Origin of the sequence: Streptomyces sp. GbtcB7 (genome assembly GCF_019091445.1) — a bacterium.
GTDB lineage: Bacteria > Actinomycetota > Actinomycetes > Streptomycetales > Streptomycetaceae > Streptomyces > Streptomyces mirabilis.
Genome location: NZ_JAGXJM010000358.1, coordinates 1 through 261 on the forward strand (window position 1 = coordinate 1; position 261 = coordinate 261).

Genomic DNA, 261 nt, shown 5'->3' on the forward strand with positions numbered 1-261 from the left:
GACCACGTGAAGAGCAGCGCTTGGCGCCCGAGGCCGTGAAGCTCGCGCAGCACCTCACCCAGCGTTTCCAGCTTGGTGTCCGGCGTGGCGAGCACCGTGCGGGCTGCCGCGACCAGCTCCCGATGTGGTTCTACCCAGTTCGCGCCGCGTCCGTCCGATGCGTCCCCGGCCCACACCTCCGGATTCGACTTGAGGACCTCTTGAGCGGCGAGGTGGATGCTGGTGCTCGCTAGTCGGATCGGCATCTGCATCGAGAAGTAG

General features: G+C 66.7%; 1 protein-coding gene. It reads right to left on the reverse strand.

What is annotated here, in order from left to right; all coding sequences use genetic code 11:
* A partial coding sequence (locus tag KVT44_RS56255) for a hypothetical protein (protein WP_217577025.1) occupies positions 1-261 on the reverse strand: 261 nt, incomplete at both ends.